Source organism: Priestia sp. KCTC 13724 (assembly GCF_056820425.1).
Genome location: NZ_JBXDLD010000045.1, coordinates 42803 through 59641, shown reverse-complemented (window position 1 = coordinate 59641; position 16839 = coordinate 42803). Strand labels below are relative to the sequence as shown.

At 36.9% G+C, this 16839-nt stretch carries 17 protein-coding genes; 5 read left to right on the top strand and 12 right to left on the bottom strand.

The window, feature by feature from the left end:
• Window positions 1-5 precede the first annotated feature (5 nt).
• The 3 genes from AC1UFB_RS06885 (at window position 6) to AC1UFB_RS06875 (ending at window position 5391) form a co-directional block, all read left to right on the top strand.
• The gene (locus tag AC1UFB_RS06885) at window positions 6-1568 is read left to right on the top strand and encodes a hypothetical protein (RefSeq protein WP_482588852.1); all 1563 of its coding nucleotides are present in this window, start codon (window positions 6-8) and stop codon (window positions 1566-1568) included.
• Window positions 1555-4170: a DEAD/DEAH box helicase gene (locus AC1UFB_RS06880; protein WP_482588850.1), complete on the top strand. Its 2616-nt coding sequence runs from the start codon at window positions 1555-1557 to the stop codon at window positions 4168-4170. Before AC1UFB_RS06885 ends, AC1UFB_RS06880 begins: the two co-directional genes overlap by 14 nt.
• Before the next feature lie 165 nt (window positions 4171-4335).
• Window positions 4336-5391: a C40 family peptidase gene (locus AC1UFB_RS06875; protein WP_482588848.1), complete on the top strand. Its 1056-nt coding sequence runs from the start codon at window positions 4336-4338 to the stop codon at window positions 5389-5391.
• Between the two features lie 179 nt (window positions 5392-5570).
• Here the strand turns inward: AC1UFB_RS06875 and ssb are convergent, their stop codons facing one another.
• Window positions 5571-5915 (bottom strand): single-stranded DNA-binding protein, encoded by a 345-nt coding sequence (gene ssb, locus AC1UFB_RS06870; protein WP_025908776.1) that lies wholly within the window; start codon window positions 5913-5915, stop codon window positions 5571-5573.
• 121 nt (window positions 5916-6036) lie between these two features.
• Between ssb and AC1UFB_RS06865 the strand changes: the two genes are divergently transcribed.
• The gene (locus AC1UFB_RS06865; RefSeq protein ID WP_025908775.1) at window positions 6037-6504 is read left to right on the top strand and encodes a YwpF family protein; all 468 of its coding nucleotides are present in this window, start codon (window positions 6037-6039) and stop codon (window positions 6502-6504) included.
• Window positions 6505-6972: 468 nt separating this feature from the next.
• Window positions 6973-7395: a helix-turn-helix domain-containing protein gene (locus AC1UFB_RS06860; protein ID WP_198511858.1), complete on the top strand. Its 423-nt coding sequence runs from the start codon at window positions 6973-6975 to the stop codon at window positions 7393-7395.
• 33 nt (window positions 7396-7428) lie between these two features.
• Here AC1UFB_RS06860 and AC1UFB_RS06855 read toward each other — a convergent pair whose 3' ends face one another.
• The 11 genes from AC1UFB_RS06855 to AC1UFB_RS06805 form a co-directional block, all read right to left on the bottom strand.
• Window positions 7429-7683: a hypothetical protein gene (locus AC1UFB_RS06855; RefSeq protein ID WP_025908773.1), complete on the bottom strand. Its 255-nt coding sequence runs from the start codon at window positions 7681-7683 to the stop codon at window positions 7429-7431.
• A 125-nt stretch (window positions 7684-7808) separates the two neighbouring features.
• Window positions 7809-8633, bottom strand: a complete 825-nt coding sequence (locus tag AC1UFB_RS06850) for a flagellar hook-basal body protein (RefSeq protein WP_100346576.1) — start codon at window positions 8631-8633, stop codon at window positions 7809-7811.
• 31 nt (window positions 8634-8664) lie between these two features.
• The gene (locus AC1UFB_RS06845; RefSeq protein ID WP_061785672.1) at window positions 8665-9480 is read right to left on the bottom strand and encodes a flagellar hook-basal body protein; all 816 of its coding nucleotides are present in this window, start codon (window positions 9478-9480) and stop codon (window positions 8665-8667) included.
• A 114-nt stretch (window positions 9481-9594) separates the two neighbouring features.
• Window positions 9595-10596 (bottom strand): rod shape-determining protein MreB, encoded by a 1002-nt coding sequence (gene mreB, locus AC1UFB_RS06840; protein ID WP_482588844.1) that lies wholly within the window; start codon window positions 10594-10596, stop codon window positions 9595-9597.
• A gap of 184 nt (window positions 10597-10780) precedes the next feature.
• Complete coding sequence (spoIIID, locus tag AC1UFB_RS06835; protein ID WP_025908769.1) at window positions 10781-11044, bottom strand: sporulation transcriptional regulator SpoIIID; 264 nt, start codon at window positions 11042-11044, stop codon at window positions 10781-10783.
• Window positions 11045-11291: 247 nt separating this feature from the next.
• A complete protein-coding gene (gene spoIIQ / locus AC1UFB_RS06830; RefSeq protein ID WP_061785671.1) occupies window positions 11292-12158 on the bottom strand; it encodes a stage II sporulation protein SpoIIQ in 867 nt (288 codons plus the stop codon).
• Between the two features lie 169 nt (window positions 12159-12327).
• A complete protein-coding gene (gene spoIID / locus AC1UFB_RS06825; RefSeq protein WP_100346574.1) occupies window positions 12328-13359 on the bottom strand; it encodes a stage II sporulation protein D in 1032 nt (343 codons plus the stop codon).
• 154 nt (window positions 13360-13513) lie between these two features.
• On the bottom strand, window positions 13514-14821 hold the full coding sequence (murA, locus tag AC1UFB_RS06820) for a UDP-N-acetylglucosamine 1-carboxyvinyltransferase (protein ID WP_025908766.1): 1308 nt from the start codon (window positions 14819-14821) through the stop codon (window positions 13514-13516).
• A gap of 31 nt (window positions 14822-14852) precedes the next feature.
• Window positions 14853-15596, bottom strand: coding sequence for a YwmB family TATA-box binding protein (locus tag AC1UFB_RS06815; protein WP_100346573.1), 744 nt, complete (start codon window positions 15594-15596; stop codon window positions 14853-14855).
• A gap of 105 nt (window positions 15597-15701) precedes the next feature.
• Window positions 15702-15941, bottom strand: coding sequence for a DUF1146 family protein (locus AC1UFB_RS06810; RefSeq protein ID WP_025908764.1), 240 nt, complete (start codon window positions 15939-15941; stop codon window positions 15702-15704).
• Between the two features lie 479 nt (window positions 15942-16420).
• Entirely contained in the window at window positions 16421-16828 is a 408-nt protein-coding gene (locus AC1UFB_RS06805; protein ID WP_100346572.1) for a F0F1 ATP synthase subunit epsilon, read from the bottom strand.
• Window positions 16829-16839: the final 11 nt, after the last annotated feature.

The following is a 16839-nucleotide window of genomic DNA, read 5'->3' as shown; positions in this document are numbered from 1 at the left end:
GTCAAATGACCGAATTTATTTATAAATTAAAATCAAATTTTATTTCTACTCTTCCCTACAACAATTCAATTTATAAAGCAAAAGCTGCTGATGGGCTCCAATTATATAGACAGATTTCAATCGATGACCTAAAGCAAGACGCAGAGACCATCTCTAACCGCGTAGATGGATTTGCCACAACAATTGATAAAAATAACTTACTCAACAGCTCGTGTACATGCAATGACGCTGATTTTTGCCAACATCAATTTGCTTTGGTTTTCTTTCTCTATGCCCAATATGAGCCGCTAACAACGCTATTTGAAGAATGGAGAAGCGCAGAGGCAAAAAACTTATTTATCCAGCAAAAAAAGCGGTCTTCTCTTTCTAACCACTATTCTTTTAAAGCGTGGATCGATCAACTTGATACAGCATACGAGCAATTTTCGCAAGCACAATCCACCAAGAACCTGTCTATTTTTCAAAATCTATACGATGAATTTTTTATATCATTACCAAAAATAGCTCCAGCTGAACCGACCTTACGAAATCTTTTTCTTTTATATGGCGGTCTATATGCTATCTTACAATTTAATAATGAGCTAAAGCACATTCAGCTCTCAGCTAATACGAAAGAATCCTTTTTATATGTCCACCTTTATAAACTAACCAATAAAGTAAGTGAATTAGCTAAAATCAAGGTGCTAAGTTCCATTCCTCCTACTACGAAGACCCTTATTGAAAGTAGCTTACCGTTTATTCGCTTATTATTAGATGAAAGTGACTCATTACAATATGAGCTGATAAAGTTATATGAAGTGATATGGGCAAATGTATTAAATGATGAAGAATGGATTGGAAAAGAATTAAGGGCTCTTGAATCTGTTACCTCTGTTCATACAGCAATCGCACGCAGCTATTTATTATTTTTAAAAAAGAAAGATGAAGAAGCGATTTCTGCTCTAAAGCCAGATGATTTAGCAAAGCTTCCTTACTTTATATCGTGGATAAAGGAGCTTCTTTCTCAAAAAGATACAAAGCGCTTATCAATATGGATAAACTACCTTTCAGCTATGATGGGTGAATACGTACGAACCGTTCCGTCTACTTATCAAGGAAGTCGAAACATGGTTTCAATCTTAGTTAACCTGTTTAAACAATATGCACTGCTCATTAAAGAGGAGGGCCCTTATATCAAGTGCCTTCAGCTGTTACTACCGTATAGCTTTATTGAATATAGCCAGTACCTACATAACAAGGGGCATTTAAAAGAATGGATGGAGCTTCAAGTACTGTTAGACTTTGATGACGCCGAACAAGCAAGCGAAATAGCTGAATATGTTATTCAACAGCGTGCAGATTATGCGATTCCAATCCTACATCAAATTATTCGTCACTTTATTTTAGAACGTAAAAAAACGAGCTACGCACTTGCATGCGATTATTTACTAAAGCTAAAAGAAATTTACATAAAAACAAGTAAAGAAGAGCTGTTTCATCGTTATATGCACTATTTACATGGTGAAACAAAATCACTATCCTTATTTCAAAAGCTACTAAAAGAAAGAGGGCTTCATGCTGATGTTTGATTTATTTGAACTAACGCTCTATATTGACGAATACGAAGATAAGCTGTTTGTATACTGCACCGACAGAAACCAAAAGCTCCTACAGCCAACTAAATGGAAAAATTCATTGTTTTTATGGCATTCTTCTTCTTATTACGGTACAACTCTATCTCCTTTTGAGCTGGACAGCAAGAGTGGTATTTTATTGTCAGCATGGGATGGTTTCACATTCTTTTTGTCCATTGAAAAAGGACACTTATTAAAGCCATCGTTTTCAAAAGAAGCGCGGGAATACCTTGATAAAGCTTTAAAGCTAAAAGAGAATCTACTAACAGTCGATACATTAAAACAATCTTTATTAGAAAATAACGATTCAACTTGGGAAAAAAACGTGCTTGAATTTCTCTTTCTCAATCATACTTACCAGCTGCTCGAGGAAGCTAATATCCCTTATCCTCAAAGTGACTATACCGTATCCGTACGATTTGAAGAGCCATTATCTGAAGGTTCTGTTTGGGAAATTCAGCTAGTAGCAATTCCGACAGATAGCGATCAAGACCCTTTTCTTATTCGAGATGAAATGATCCATGAATATAAAAATGGAAAAACAATTTTATATGAGGTTCAACGAATTAAGCACTTATCACCTACTTTACGAAATGCTTTATCAAGAAAGTTACCTACGTTATCTGATGAAGAGCTATGGAGCTTTTTAACCAAGGAAAGCAATGAATTACTTCAAAAAGGTGTACATATGCAGCTACCTAGCTGGTGGAAAGAAATTAAAAAAGGCCAAATTCAAGTGCAAGCTGTCCATGAAGATAATCAAACTTCCGCATTTGGCATTGAAGCTCTAACAAACTTTAAATGGTCTGTTTCCATCGATTCACATACGTTAACGGAAAAAGAACTAAACGAGCTAATTAAAAAGAAAAAACAGCTGCTAAAATTAGATGGGCAATGGATACATGTAGACAGTATGCTCATCAAGAAAGCGAAAAAACTGTTAAAAGAAGCGCAGCAGCGAGGCGTTAGTATATATCAAGTATTACGCGCTCACCTAAACCAGCCATTTTCATTTGATAGTGATTGCAATAACGTTTCTATTGAATATCATTTAAATTCATACTCTCAATCAATTGTAAGTCAATTAAAACAAGCTCACACGCTTCCATCTATAAGGCTTTCTTCTGCATTTAACGGAAGACTGCGCCAGTATCAGCAGGTAGGATTAAACTGGCTATTACACCTGCGTAAAATAGGACTAGGCGGCTTACTAGCAGACGACATGGGGCTTGGTAAGACGATTCAATTAATTAGTTATTTTACAAAGGCAAATGAACTAAGCTCTGCACAAAAACCATTTTTACTTATTTGTCCAACCGCACTGATTGGGAATTGGGAGAAAGAACTCGATAAATTTGCACCTTATCTAAAAGTGTATACTCACTATGGTAGAAATCGACTATCGGTAGAAGATACAACAAGCCCAGATGAAGCAAGTGCTTATGATCTAATCATTACAACTTATCAACTGGTTGCTCAAGAACCTGAGCTTTTTCAAACGAGAGCGTGGGATACGATATGTTTAGACGAAGCTCAACATATTAAAAACCCTCATACCAAACAAGCAAAAGCAGTTAAGAAACTGAATACAACTCATCGATTCGCTCTGACAGGTACACCAATTGAAAATCGATTAACAGAGCTGTGGTCTATTGTTGACTTCCTGAACCCTGGTTATTTAGATAGCTTAGACAGGTTCAAGAAAGAGTTTGTTATTCCAATTGAAAAAGAACAAAATCTAAAAAAAGCAGAGCAGCTAAAAGCACTGCTTTCTCCCATTTTATTAAGGCGTACTAAATTAGATAAAAAAATTGCTTTAGACCTACCTGATAAACAAGAAGAGAAAGTGCATATTGAGTTGACAGCTGAACAAAAAGTGCTGTACGAAGAGCTTGTTCATTCGACTCTTAACAGCCTTAAAGAACAAAAAGGGATTGAGCGAAGCGGTCAAGTGCTTCAACTTCTAACAAAGCTCAAACTACTTTGTAACCACCCTGCTTTGTTGCTAAAAGAGCCCATTAATAAACAAACGATTACTCGATCACCTAAGCTTGAAAAGACAGTTGAGCTACTGAAGCAAATTAAACTACAAAACGAAAGCTGCTTAATATTTACTCAATACCTTGAAACAGGTAACATGCTAAAACGCATCTTGAAAAGAGCTTTAAAAGAAGACGTATTATTTTTACACGGTGGCTTATCAAAAGCAGAGCGTGACGACATGGTAGCATCCTTTCAATCTGGGCAACATTCCATTTTCATCCTATCATTGCGGTCAGGTGGAGTTGGTTTGAACCTAACGGCTGCAAATCATGTTATTCACTTTGACCGTTGGTGGAACCCAGCAGTCGAAAATCAAGCGACGGATCGCGTATATCGAATTGGCCAACAAAAATTTGTCCATATCCATAAGCTCCTTTCCTTAGGGACAATTGAAGAAAAAATTGATGATATGATGACGAAAAAATACGCGCTAAGTGAACAGTTGGTTCAAAACGACAAGTGGATCACAGAATTGTCACAGCAAGAACTCCAAGAATTGCTTCAATACAATTAATAATAAATAAAGAAAAAGCTATCTCCGTATTAAATTCAAGGCTTGAAGAAGAAAAAAAGGTGTTTTGCGTGACAAAATACCCTTTACTTCTTCTTTTTTTTTAGATTATGATAAAAGCAAGTCGAAAATAGTCTAAAAGATTCATATATTAAGGGGGACCTATTGGTGAAAAAAAAGCAAATCGTCCTGTCTCTAGGAACAATATTAGGAGGAATTGCACTCTTCCACACATCTGCTGACGCTGCTTCTACTTCTATTCAGGTAAAGACAGGGGATACTTTGTGGTCGATAGCTACTAAATATCAAACAAGTTTACAAAACTTAAAGACTCAAAACAACCTAAAATCAGATGTTATTCATGTAGGACAAACACTCGTGATTTCGTCTAGTGCATCGCCTGTGAAGCCTGTTGACACAGCAAAGCCAACACCTGCTACGCCAAACACTGCTTCTACTTACACAGTACAAAGTGGGGATACGCTTTATAAAATTGCAGCTAAATTTAAAATGAGTGTTTCAGATTTAAAACGTTTGAACTCACTTTCATCAAACATTATTTATGTCAACCAAAAATTAAAGGTGAGTGGACAAGCTACACCTTCCAACCCTAAACCGGAAGTGACGAAGCCACAAACACCTACGGTTTCAACAAATGGTACATACAAAGTTCAGCAAGGTGACACGCTTTCTAAGATTGCAGCTCAGTTTAAGATGAGCGTCTCTGCTCTTAAAACAGCAAATAACTTAAAATCTGATATTATTTATGTAAATCAGGTCTTAAAAGTAACTACATCTGGGGCAGCACCATCTACACCAAATGCTGGAACTCCTCCAACTACAACGCCAACTAATGGACAGCTAAACATTTCTAAAATGATTACTGATGCGAAAAAATATATGGGTGTTCCTTATAAATGGGGTGGTACAACACCATCTGGCTTTGACTGCAGTGGATTTATTTACTATGTAATGAAACAACAAGTGTCAATGCCTCGCTATACAACAATGGGCTTTTGGAATGCTTCAAAGTCTGTGAGTCAGCCACAGCCTGGAGATTTGGTGTTCTTTACTACATATGCGCCGGGACCTTCACATTTAGGAATTTACTTAGGAAATCGCCAGTTCATTCATGCTGGTTCTTCAACAGGAGTAACTATTTCGAGCTTAGATAATAGCTATTGGAGCAAGCGTTATCTAGGATCGAAGCGTTTCTCAAAATAAAAGTCAAACCCCCTCTATCTGTTATATGCAGCTAGAGGGGGTTTTTCACAAAAAAGAACCATTGATGGGAGTTCAATGGTAAAGTGGGGATTATAATAAAGAGAGGAAAGTAAATTTTTCTGATCTAAGGTAAAAGAGATGATGAAACAATTACTCTTAGCGTATATTACCGAAAAGCATCATGGCTGATTTTCAGGTGAGGAAGGCTTACCGCTTAAAAACCGAACGTATTCTGCGATAATATCTGTCACATAAACACGCTGCTGCAAATTGTTTTCAAACGTACGCGTTTGCACACGTCCTACGACTCCTATAATCGATCCCTTATCGCAGTATTTCGTCATGTTTTCAGCATTTTTTCTCCATAACGTAATTGATACAAAATCAGCTTCCACTTCTCCTTCCTGGTTACGAAAGTTTCTGTTCACAGCTACTGTAATATGGGAAAAAGGAATTCCTTCGGATGTATATTTCAGTTCAGGAACTCGTGTCAAACGCCCTACTAGCACTACTTCATTAATCAATTGACCACCTCTTTCTTCGATTTCTACACAACCAAAAGGTTGAATAATAAGAATATTCTTATATCTCATGTTATAATAGTGATATACGAATAACATATTTGTTAAAGGAGGAAACTTTCGCATGAAAACATTTCGATTAGTCGGCCTACAACTAATTGATCATGAAGGAGAAAAACATAACTTAGAATTAAACAAAGGGTTAATTATTAATAAAGAAGACACAGACAACCATTGGATTCTCGAAGCTGTCATTGACCAGCAATTTACAAATTTATTTGAGCTTCCACTAAAAGATCACCAACCTGTACAAATTGAAGCGCTTATCTCAAAACCAACCAATGACCCCGCTTTGTTTTCTGTTCAAGTGGTTTCAGTAAAAGCAATTAACGATAAGCAAATAAGCGTATTAATGAAAGGTACATTAGTTGAAAGAAAACTACACTTTGCTGAAATGATTCTGGCTAACCTTATCGAACAAGGTTTAACAGGCTCTGATTTATTAACACAATTTAAATATCAGCTTCATAATAAAAACCGAAGTACAAAACCTCTTCCTGCTGATGAAAAAGAAAATATAAAAAATACGTGAAGAATAAAAAGTTTGTATTATTTAAAAGGGTGTTGAGTCATACGGTGAAGGTTATGGTTGGAGGGTAAAGGGTTAATAGGCTTAAACTCTCGCTTGCCCAGAAATAAAGGTAAATCATTTGTCCGGCCGCTCTTTCTTTTGCGATGATTAATTTGATTACGTTTCAAGTAATATTTCGTCATTTCTCTACTCCTTTCTCGTTTATATTATGTATACTAATACATTTTTTACCATGATTCAACAACTTTTTCTTCACTTTTTTTCTTATCAGTTTTTCTTTATTTTTTTTCACCGCTTTTTCCTTCATAAATTTCTATCTTATTTCATTTAATTTAAAAATACACGAATATTATCTTGAATTTTCTGTAATTTTATTGTATTTTTTTAATTAAGTTCGAATATTACCCGTTTTTCATGCCTTTAGACCTAATTCCGAACATAATCTATATGAAGAAAGAAGTGGTACTTATGTTAGAAATTGCTGTTAAGATTAAGATGCTTCGTGCTAATGCAGGTTTGACTCAAGACCAGTTTGCAAAATTACTGAATATTTCTCGCTCCAAAGTTTCAAAATGGGAAACTTCCATTCAATACCCCGATATAGCAGACTGCCTTTTGCTTAAAAGTCATTTCAAAATCAATCTCGATGAGTTTTTGGAATCTACACCTCACCTTAAACAACCTCATAAACTCAACTCTTCACCTGCTACTTATCATGTGTACGACAGCGATGTTCACACTCTACTTATACTCTTTCAAAAATACCCTGATTTAAAAAAGGCTTTACAAAAGCTGCACGCTTTGCCAGAAGGACCTCAAAAAGAGCTATTAAATATCATCACCCCTTTATTTCGGTACCTATATACGCTTTCAAACAAAAAACAAACATGACAACGTGCGCTGACATGTTTGTTTACACTCATTCTATTCATCTTTACGATCTTTATCTTCCATATCCTCCATATCTTCTACTGGGTCTTCTTGGTCATTCTCGTTGTTTTCATCATCGTTTGGATTTTGGTTATCATCCATGTTGTTCATATCATTTTCGTCTTGCATCTCTTGCTCTTGCTCTTCCATTTGTTCTTCTTCTGGTGGCGGGTCTTGTGTATTACAAGCTCCTAATGTTGTAAGTGCAAACACAGCTGAGCCCAGGCCCATAAGTATTTTTTTCTTCATCGTAGCAACTCTCCTTTTACATAAATTAAGTTTACGTACTTAGAATGCCACGTGAAGGTATAGTCTATGACCAAATTTAAAGATAAGATAAAATTTACTAATTTATTCAAAAATAATACGAATAATCAACGTATACTGTTTACAAGTCCCATCATTTGGTCAGCAATTGAAATGGATTGGGAATTAAACTGATAAGCTCTTTGGGTCAATGTCATATCCGTTATTTCTTTGCTCATATCAACATTCGATTGTTCCAAAAACCCTTGTTGAATACCGGCTCCGGCACGTTCATCACCCTGTAAATTTTGTACGCCATTTTCTTGATTTAGGGCATTTGGAACCCTAAATAAAGATGAGCCCACTGCCTCTAGTGACTGGGGACGATTTACTCGAGTTAAGCCAAGAGCAAAGATCTCATTCCCTTCATTACTAACAACGGTTAATTCTCCAGCTTTATTGATTTGAAGCTCACGAAAATCCGTACTAAAGGAAATGGTATTACCTTCACTATCTAAGACTGGATTCCCATCTGTGTTCACTAACTGTACTTCTCCGTTTCCAAGTGGTGTAAGGTGTAAGGAACCGTTCTTTGTATAGTACGTTTCTACTGTACCATCATTATCCTTCTGCACTTGAAAGAAAGTATTTGGGTTGGTTAATGCAACATCTAATTGTCGCCCTGTTTCTTGAAGCGAGCCCTGTGTGGTAACAAGTTTCGTTTGACTAAGAAGCGCTCCTGCCCCTTGACGAATGCCAAGCGGTGTCTTTCTTCCTGGTTCGCTTGCTTCATCCGATTGATTATTAATTTGTTGATACAACATATCACTAAATGATGCATCACGCTTTTTGTAACCAACTGTATTTATGTTTGCTAAGTTGCTTCCAACTAAATCTAAACGCTGTTGTAATTGAGTCATTGTGTTTGTAGCATTAATCATCGAGCGATTCACATATTATTCCTCCAATTGTTTAGTACATTGCTTATCTTACTTTACCAATTTCGTTGGCTGCTTTTTCCATACTACGGTCGTAAGCTTGCATCACTTTTTGATTTGCTTCGAATGTACGATAAGCAGTAAGTAGTTCCGTCATAGCTTGTGACATATTTACATTAGAGCGCTCCACAAAGCCTTGTTTAATGTCATAAGAAGCTTCACCGTTTCCAACAGCTGAAGGCAACGGCTGACCGTTTTCAGTTTGATATAGTCCGTTTCCTGTTTTAATTACTGTTTCCATTGAGTTAGCATAAACAATATTTAATTGCCCCGCTACTTCACCGTTAACCGTTACGTTGCCTTGATTATCTACTTTGAATTCCTCATTTTGGACGTTAATTGGTTCATTATTTGTATTGAGCACATATTCACCATTATTAGTGGTTAAGAATCCTGCCAGGTCTACTGTAAAGTTACCATTTCGGGTATAAGAAAGGTTACCTTCAGAGCTTTGTACTGCAAAAAATAAGCCACCTTCCTTGTCTGGCACGCTCGTTTGTAACAGAGCTAAATCTGTTTGGTAATCAGTTTGCTGGACATCTCCTTGCACAAAATTAGGAACCGTTTCTTGTAAGTATACTCCTGTATTTAAGCTCCCAATATTCTCTTGAGAGCGAGTTACGCTTTTTCCGTTTTGCTGCTCTTCGATACGCTGCAGTAACATCTCTGGAAACGCTCGAATGACTCCTTGATCTTCCTTAAAGCCGGGAGTATTTGCATTCGCAATATTATTTGTAAGCATATCCGTTCTTCTCTGCTGGGATAGCATCCCTGCTGTCGCTGTATAAAAGCCTTTAAACAACTTGTCCACCTCACACTTTTCGAAATAATAAAACTCCCCTTGTAATACTTTACAAAGAGGAGTTATCATCTTATTTATGCTTTTCAGAAAAAGCGTATGATAAGAGTTTCATTATTAAATAATACTTCGGCGAGAAAGTCGATCGATATTGTCTAGCATGATACCTGTACCAACTGCAACACAACCCATTGGATTCTCAGCAATCAGTACGGGAACTTTTAGTTCTTCTGCTAGCAGCTGATCTATACCGTGTAGTAAAGCTCCTCCGCCTGTTAAGATAACACCTCTATCTATAATATCGGCAGAAAGCTCTGGAGGTGTACGTTCTAAAACACTTTTTGATGCTTGTACAATGACGCTAACAGATTCTCTTAGCGCTTCCTCTACTTCATGAGATTTTACTGTAACCGTGCGAGGAAGGCCTGACACCATATCTCGACCTCTAATATCAAGTTCTTCTTCTCTTGAGCCAGGGAAAACCGTTCCAATTTTCACCTTAATTTCTTCAGCTGTTCTCTCACCAATTAACAGCTTATATTTGTTTTTTATATATTGTAAAATTTCAGCATCAAAACGATCTCCAGCCATTTTAATAGACGAAGCTGTTACAATATCACCCATTGATAAAACAGCCACATCAGTTGTTCCACCACCGATATCTACTACCATATTACCGCTTGGGTGAAAGATATCCATTCCCGCACCAATGGCTGCTACTTTTGGCTCTTCTTCTAAATAGATTGTTTTGCCGCCACTTTTCTCTGCTGCTTCACGTATTGCCTTTTGTTCTACAGATGTGATGTTCGTAGGACAGCAAATTAAAATACGAGGTTTTGATAAAAAACCTTTCACATTTAGTTTATTAATGAAGTATTTCAACATAGATTCTGTAATATCAAAATCTGCGATTACACCATCTTTAAGCGGACGAATTGCTACAATATTACTAGGTGTACGCCCAACCATTTGACGTGCTTCTTCTCCAACTGCTAACACTTTATTTGTATTTTTATCGATTGCTACAACCGACGGTTCATTCAATACGATTCCTTTGCCTTTTACATGAATTAAGACGTTAGCCGTACCAAGGTCGATACCGATGTCTTTTGCTAACATACCTTAAATCCTCCTTCAGTTTACATATAATTGCATGCATACCATTCTTTTTTCCTAATTTACTATTTTATCACAAATTGTATATGTATGTATTTATTAATAAAAAATTTTATTTTTTTACTTTTTTAACCAATATAAATCCCCCTTTCCTACCCTGTTTCTCTGATAGTAAAGGGGAATCGTGCTATTTTACAATTTCTTCTTCTTTTTTGTATTTTAATTTTGTTGCTTCCCCTCCACGCAGATGCCGAATTGATTTATGATAATCAAGTATTTCTTTTACTTCATTTGCTAGTTCAGGGTTTATTTCAGGTAATCTTTCTGTTAAATCTTTATGGACAGTACTTTTAGAAACTCCAAACTCTTTCGCAATTACACGAACGGTCTTTTTAGTTTCCACGATATACTTCCCAATCTTGATAGTTCTCTCTTTGATGTAATCGTGCACTCTACTCGCCCTCCCTAAATTGGATGTGAGATGATAAAAAAATTCTATATTTTTCCACCATTCTCTTTGTAGGTTTGTAACAGTGTATTAGCTTATTTGAAGATATATGCTATAAAAGTCAAGAGGGACAAGTGATTTATTTTATTTTTTTTAAAATTTCATCTATTTTATTAAAAAATAGAGAAAAAACCTTCTTCTCTTAATCCAGAATTGAACTTAAGAGAAAGAAGGCTTCTAGTGGTTTATATTATGCATTTGATTTTGATTCATCTGCTGATTGCTCTTTATTTTCAGGAGCTTTAGGTGCTTCGTCACCAGTTTTATCTTCCTGCTTTGACTCTTCTTTATCCTTTGATGTTTCTTCATCTTTTAATGGCTCTTCAGCTGTAGTAGGTTGTTGTTCTGTAACCTCAGCAGCTTTCACTTCTTTAATAGAAGCGACTGATTTACCAAAGTAATCGCTAGGGTTTATAGCAACACCATCTTTGCGAATTTCAAAGTGAACATGGTTATTCGCTTCCTGGTTGTATAAGTTTTTTCCAGCTTTGGCAAGTACTTGACCTTGTTTCACAACATCTCCTACTTCAACAGTTGCTTCATCTAAAGATTGATATTGGGTAACAAGTCCATCTTTGTGATCCACTTCAATTACAAATCCAAGTAACGGGTCTTTTTCTGCTTTTGTAACAGTTCCACTTGCTGCTGCTGTTACATCAAATGATTTATCACCTTCTATAGCTAAATCAACGCCTGTGTTTGGGTGATACGTATTATTATAAAATACGAGTGCTGCTTCTTGTTGTTTCTTTGATGCTTGATCATCGTAAAATGGTTTCTTTACAACAGCATCCTTATCATTTACAAGTGGCATTTTTAAATTCTCAAGCGATGCGTTTACTTCCATGGCATCTTCTGTATATGCAGTTCCATCTTGTCCATAACGATCTTTAGCATCTTCGCTTAGGTTATTATTTCCATTCGCTTGAAACCAAAGAACGGCTGTAAGGATAATTGCTGCGCTTGCCAGATAGATTGCTGGAAAAATCCAACGCTTTCTAAAAAGTTTGTGAACCTTTGATTGTTGAGAAGTACGTTTCTTTTCTTCCTCTCTCATGTATCATCACCTCAGCAATCAGTCTGAACACAATTTTAAGAATATATACACAACCTAAAAGTTTTTTTCGATTATTTTTCGACAAAGGTTTTAAAAATATACACACAGTGATTTATTTTCCCTAAAAAAAAGCTTACTCTAGATTTTTGCCTAAAGTAAACTTTACTGTTTATTTTTTAGCTGTTAACTGTGCAACATACTGGTCTGAACCTGCAATTGCTACTCCTGTATAATAATGTGTCACAATATCTTTATAAGATTTACCCTCTATAGCCATACCGTTAGCACCGTATTGACTCATACCAATCCCATGTCCATACCCCTTGGTTTCAATGACAATATGATCATTTTCACGTTTCCATGTAAAATCAGCTGAAGACAGGTTTAGTTTATTACGCACCACAGTCCCAGCTATCTTTTTATCGCCAACCTTCACATAGTCTACTCTTTTTCCAGGCGTTTTTGAAATAATATCACCTATATCAGTAGACTGTGAAATATTGACGCCTAGTTTCTGTTCAAACTCTGAAATAGACATCATCTTTTCATTTTTAAACTTAGGTGATTTCGTATCCCAATGACTCTCTACGCTCTTTAAATAAGGAATAGAATTTGACCACACCGACTCTGAGTTTTCTGTATAGCCATTGCTAGTTGAAAAGAACGTGGCATCAATGGGCTTATTGTTATACGTCAAGATTTGTCCTTGCGTTTTTTTAACCGCTTCTTTCACTTTTTTGATTTTCCACTCATATTCTTTTCCCCAATGCTTCTTTAATTCTTTTTCACTTAAATATACTTGATCGTTAACAGTATCTGTAATGTCTGCACCTTCCGGTAAGCCCGCATTTGCTCTATTCATAAGCTTTTGAACAGTGTAAGTGCGTGCTGCTAGACTTTGCGCTTTTAATGCTTCCAATTCAAATTCTGCAGGCATTTCAGCCGCTACCACGCCCACTAGGTACTCTTCTAGAGGTAGTGTCTCTACCTGCTCTGACTGAGAGCGGTATACGCCCACATCAACATCTAACTGTGAGCCAGGTGATTTATGTACCTCAGACTGCTCCGCTTTTTTATTCTCTTCATTCGTTAATGGCTCGCTTTCCTTTTCAATAAAAGGTATCACCAATAAAGTTGGAATTAAAAGAATGACGAGAAAGAAGATCGCTGCGAGAATAATCATTGGCTTTATTTGCTTCATGTATACAGAGCCTCCATATCTATGAATTTATCAAGGAACTCAACAATCCTTATAGTTCATATTTATGGATAGGGACAAGCTTTTATGACACTCCAAAACCTTTTCTAAATTTGTCCATAAAAAAAAGTATCTCGACAAAGCGAGATACTTTTTTTTACATATTTACATCAGATACTTGTTGCGATATTTCAACTTGATGCGTTTTATCATTTACACGTTCAATATCAGCACCTAATCCTGCTAGCTTTTGGTGGAAGTTCACATAGCCACGATCTAGATGCTTTAATTCAGTAACGCGCGTATAGCCATCAGCTACTAAGCCAGCAAGCGTTAATGCTGCTGCTGCACGTAAATCCGTTGCTGCCACTTCAGCGCCTTGTAATTTTGAAGGACCATTAATAATAACAGAACGACCTTCAATTTTAATATCTGCATTCATACGACGAAACTCTTCGACATGCATAAAGCGATTTTCGAAAACTGTTTCTGTAATCATACTTGTGCCTTCAGCTGCTAATAATAATGCCATCATTTGAGATTGCATATCTGTTGGGAAGCCAGGATGTGGCATCGTTTTAATATCAACAGGCTTTAATTTCTCTGGCCCAATAACACGCAGTCCATCGCCTTCTTCAATAATCTTGACACCCATTTCTTCCATCTTCGCTATCAACGAGCTCAAATGTTCAGATACAGCACCGCGTACAAGCACATCTCCACCTGTAATTGCCGCTGCTACCATAAACGTACCCGCTTCAACGCGATCCGGAATAATTGAATGTTCGGCACCATATAATTTGTTAACACCTTCAATTCGGATTGTACCAGTTCCAGCCCCACGTACTTTCGCGCCCATCGCATTTAAGAAGTTTGCTAAATCCACAATTTCAGGCTCTTTTGCTACGTTTTCAATAATTGTTGTACCTTCAGCAAGCGTTGCTGCCATCATGATATTTTCAGTAGCACCTACACTTGGGAAATCTAAATAAATCTTTGCACCTTGTAATCTTCCTTCAACTTCAGCATAGATAAAGCCGTTTCCAACCGTAACTTTTGCTCCCATTGCTTCAAAGCCTTTAAGGTGCTGATCAATTGGACGAGAACCAATTGCACATCCACCTGGTAATGCAACACGCGCTTTACCAGTACGGGCTAATAAAGAACCCATTACTAATACAGATGCTCGCATTTTTCTTACATACTCAAAAGGTGCATCTGTTTCTAATTCTCTTGATGCATCTACAACTACACGATTTGTTTCAAAATCCACTTCTGCATTCAGATGTCTTAAAACTTCGCCAATCGTAAATACATCGGAGAGAGCTGGTACATCATTTAAAATGCTTTTTCCATCACTAGCTAATAATGTTGCAGTGATAATAGGTAAAACGGCATTCTTTGCACCTTCTACTTTTACTGTACCGTTTAATCTATTTCCACCGCGGACGATGATTTTTTCCAAGGTATTCCCCTCCGCGTCCATTTTCTATATATTAATATTCAGACGTAATAATAGGTGTGCCAACAACCAGGGTTGTTTGGCCGCCCATTCCTGTCTTGCGTAATGCAATTTGTAAGTTCATTTCCTGTTGTTGACTTGAAAGAGCTTCTTCCCACAGTCCAGTATATGCTGATACTGATACAAATGACTCTTCCATTAGCGATTCAATCTGCTGGGCATTGAATGCTGTTAGTAATTGCTTGACTTGTAAAGACAAAACACTTTCCATCTTATCATTTATTTCACCTTTTATACAAGAGAAAATTAATGGATTTGTTAGGAAAAGTTTCTCATAATTGTCTTTAAAAATCCCCTCGGCATCGCTGACATTTTGAGTCGTGAATTCTTGTCCTATTAACTCATATGAGATATATCCACCTGTGCTTTTTTTATCTCCCGTATAGGTTAACATAATCAATTCTTTCACAGATCCCGCTTGTCTTGTACCTTTAGCTTTCCATACACCGTTTTCCCTTTTAATGTCCCATTTAAAACCTTTATATTTAGTTTGAAGCTGTTTTGATTTCATTTGGAAGTTTACTAGACTAGTAACTTCTGTAGCTTCTTCACGTGCATACAATGACCATTCTTTCATCTCTACAGCTTCTTTATTTAAGACGTTAACCATTTTTTCAAGCGTTGAATTTGAAGCTTGTGCATTGGTCACGTAACTTCCATAATATACGATTACACCTACAATGAAAATAGCCAAAAAGACACTAATTTTTTTTCCCATTTCCTCACTCCCTCTTCTTACTATCAGCCTGTCCAAATTAACCAGATGAATACACCTGTTTCGTCGTCATTTTTAGACAGCCTTTTAAGAGGGAAGAACTATTTTCTATTGAAATAAGGAAGGAATTCGCTGCGACCAGAATAAGTAATCCAAAAAGAAATTACTAACCGTGGACGCGATTGTAATGGTAAGCAAGATTAACATGATTCTTGCTTGTACTACACGATTTGGCTTCATTAATTTCTCAATCTGAAAACCTTGAAGCGCATACCATGTAATTACAATAAAAATAAGGTGAGAAACCATCGCTAATAGCGCCTGCGGACCAATACCACCAATTAGCATGATCACACCTCCTTAGCATAATGATAAATGATAAACAACAAAGAAGAGCCACTATTTCATTTAATCACAGTCGAGCGCAATGTGCAAAGGTTTACCTCTATATAACTTAATTTACATATTTTAACTAAATTAACCCTCTTGTTTATATAATAAGAGTTTGGGACATAACAAAATGATGGCTTCTAAAAGACGAACACTAGCTGTTCCCATCTCTTTAGTTTGTCTCAACACGTTCGTTCCATTGCGCTATACGGCCACTCGCTTTCCGCGGGGAGGAACCTGAGCTTCCTCGCTGCGCTGCGGGATCTCCGTTTTCCCTCTCTTTCCCGCAGGAGTCGAGTGTCCTACGCTCCATTCCACCCTGTTTCCAACATTATTTTCACAATCAACCAAAAAAACCTGAACGATTAAAAGTTATGAACTCTCAATCGTTCAGGTATAGTAGAGGCTGAACTACTTATGTCTCAGTCTCTTTGTTATTACATTTTCTGTTTAGTAACTTCTATGCGATTTAAAGCACGCTTTAAAGCTAACTCAGCACGTTTAAAATCAACGTCATCCTGCTTGCTTTGCAGTCGTGTTTCCGCTCTATTTTTTGCTTCTTCTGCACGAGAAACATCAATCATATCTGACGTTTCTGCTGCCTGTGCTAAGATTGTTACTTTGTCAGGTCTTACTTCAAGAAAGCCTCCACTAACAGCTACAACTTCATCACTGCTGCTTCCTTTTTTCAAGCGGACGGCTCCAATTTGTAATGGAGCTACCATCGGAATATGTCCATGTAAGATACCGAGTTCACCACTTTGGGCTCTGGCACTGACCATTTCCACTTCCGAATCGTAAACTGGGCCATCAGGAGTGACTACACTGACATGGATTGTCTTCATTCAAAAAACCT

What these genes read in the sequence shown, in the direction of transcription:
- AC1UFB_RS06880 (WP_482588850.1), top strand. Translation starts at nt 1,555, where the DNA reads ATGCTGATGTTTGATTTATTTGAACTAACGCTCTATATTGACGAATAC.
- AC1UFB_RS06865 (WP_025908775.1), top strand. Translation starts at nt 6,037, where the DNA reads ATGAAAACATTTCGATTAGTCGGCCTACAACTAATTGATCATGAAGGA.
- spoIID (WP_100346574.1), bottom strand. Translation starts at nt 13,359, where the DNA reads ATGAAGCAAATAAAGCCAATGATTATTCTCGCAGCGATCTTCTTTCTC.
- AC1UFB_RS06815 (WP_100346573.1), bottom strand. Translation starts at nt 15,596, where the DNA reads ATGGGAAAAAAAATTAGTGTCTTTTTGGCTATTTTCATTGTAGGTGTA.
- AC1UFB_RS06860 (WP_198511858.1), top strand. Translation starts at nt 6,973, where the DNA reads ATGTTAGAAATTGCTGTTAAGATTAAGATGCTTCGTGCTAATGCAGGT.
- AC1UFB_RS06885 (WP_482588852.1), top strand. Translation starts at nt 6, where the DNA reads ATGACCGAATTTATTTATAAATTAAAATCAAATTTTATTTCTACTCTT.
- AC1UFB_RS06810 (WP_025908764.1), bottom strand. Translation starts at nt 15,941, where the DNA reads ATGCTAATTGGTGGTATTGGTCCGCAGGCGCTATTAGCGATGGTTTCT.
- mreB (WP_482588844.1), bottom strand. Translation starts at nt 10,596, where the DNA reads ATGTTAGCAAAAGACATCGGTATCGACCTTGGTACGGCTAACGTCTTA.
- AC1UFB_RS06805 (WP_100346572.1), bottom strand. Translation starts at nt 16,828, where the DNA reads ATGAAGACAATCCATGTCAGTGTAGTCACTCCTGATGGCCCAGTTTAC.
- AC1UFB_RS06855 (WP_025908773.1), bottom strand. Translation starts at nt 7,683, where the DNA reads ATGAAGAAAAAAATACTTATGGGCCTGGGCTCAGCTGTGTTTGCACTT.
- spoIIQ (WP_061785671.1), bottom strand. Translation starts at nt 12,158, where the DNA reads ATGAGAGAGGAAGAAAAGAAACGTACTTCTCAACAATCAAAGGTTCAC.